The 1,521-nt window shown below is 29.7% G+C and carries 1 protein-coding gene; it reads right to left on the bottom strand.

All coding sequences use genetic code 11. The annotated features are described in order from the left end of the window. Positions 1 to 123 precede the first annotated feature (123 nt). Positions 124 to 1,251 carry a tyrosine-type recombinase/integrase gene (locus tag JZO69_RS16500; RefSeq protein ID WP_207113899.1) on the bottom strand — a complete coding sequence of 376 codons (1,128 nt, stop codon included), beginning with the start codon at positions 1,249 to 1,251 and terminating at the stop codon, positions 124 to 126. Between the last annotated feature and the right edge of the window lie 270 nt (positions 1,252 to 1,521).

The following is a 1,521-nucleotide window of genomic DNA, read 5'->3' as shown; positions in this document are numbered from 1 at the left end:
AGAATTAAGTTCAAGATATTCATTCGATCCATCCGATTATTCCTCGTTTCTTAGTAAAATTTGACCATAATTTTGACGGTTAAAAAATAGACACTCAGCGTTTTGCTGAATGCCTTTCTTTCATTATAAGAGTATCTTTTCATCATAATTAAGTTGTTTATCAATCACCATCATGGCTGAGCGTCTCGTTTCCCATAATGAATCCGTATAGATGTCGAGTGTCATTTTAGTTGATGCATGTCCTAAGATTTTACTCAATGTCGCAATATCAATTCCTGATTCAACACATCTCGTTGCGAAAGTATGACGAAGCGCGTGAAAGTGAACTTGACCTATTTTTGATTCTTCTACTACTTTTTTAAAACGATAGTTAATAATACGTGGTTCCGTAAAACTATTTTTGCAGGAAATGACAAATGCACTAGTACTTTTTTGCTTTTTTTCCAATAAATATCTTTTTAAATTTTTAGATATCGGTATGGCACGTTCTCCATTAATTGACTTTGGTTTCCCAATAATAATCTCAGTTTTGTGTGGTTCTGTTACTGAAGGGATTCTGGAAATGGTTCTTTTTACAAAAATTTTATTGTTTTTAAAATCGATATCTTCCCATTTTAATCCGCTGATTTCTCCAATTCTCATTCCCGTATACAACGAAATAATTTCCGCTGAACACTCTTTTTTATATAAAGAAATCTGTTCTAATTTTTTTTGTTGCTTTCTGTCTAAACTTTTTATTTTTGGTTTGGTTAGTACCGGTAAAAGGACCCCCTGGCAAGGATTATTTGAAATTCTATTATCGTTTACAGCCTTTTTTAGAGCACTTCTTAACATACTAATAATACTGCGAATAGTGTTAGATGAAAGATCTGATAGATACAATGAATAAATAAATCTGTCTATATCAGCTGTTTCTAGCTCAGATAATTGCTTATTTTTAAAAAATGGCGAAAGATGACGGTTGATTCGCCCTCTATAATTTGAGTAGGTAGATGGTTTGATTCTATTTTTCATTAAAATGTTCAGCCAATAATTTAACCATTCATCAACCATCATTTCTTCTTGTAAAGCTGTTTCTCCATATATAGAATAGTCTGCTTTTTTTTTTGATAATTTTTCTTTTGCTTCATTATATTGTTTTCCATAAACATAGCCATAAACAATTCTACCTTCCTTATTCCGACCTTTTCTATAACGTCCTTCCCAGCGACCATCCTTTCGTTTATAGATATTTTCTCCTCTTTTTGACATACTTTTCTCCTCCTAGGAATTTTTAATTTGACGGTTTTTTGACGGCTAAAAAATGAATTATACATATAAATATCTCTTTTCTAAAATGAAATCAATCAATAAAACAACAAATTTTTATCATTTTTTTAGAAAAAAAGAGAAAAATTTGATAAAAATTCACGTTTTTTATACTAGACTAAATAAAAATAATAGAATATACTTATCTAAGTAATCAATTCCACTCTTTTGATTACATATAATAAAGAACAAAAATATCTTGAACTTAATTCT

Source organism: Candidatus Enterococcus ikei (assembly GCF_017316105.1).
GTDB lineage: Bacteria > Bacillota > Bacilli > Lactobacillales > Enterococcaceae > Enterococcus_L > Enterococcus_L ikei.
This window is presented reverse-complemented; position numbering and strand designations above follow the sequence as displayed.

Excerpts from the sequence above, each read along its gene's own strand:
- JZO69_RS16500 (WP_207113899.1), bottom strand. The coding sequence starts at position 1,251 with ATGTCAAAAAGAGGAGAAAATATCTATAAACGAAAGGATGGTCGCTGG.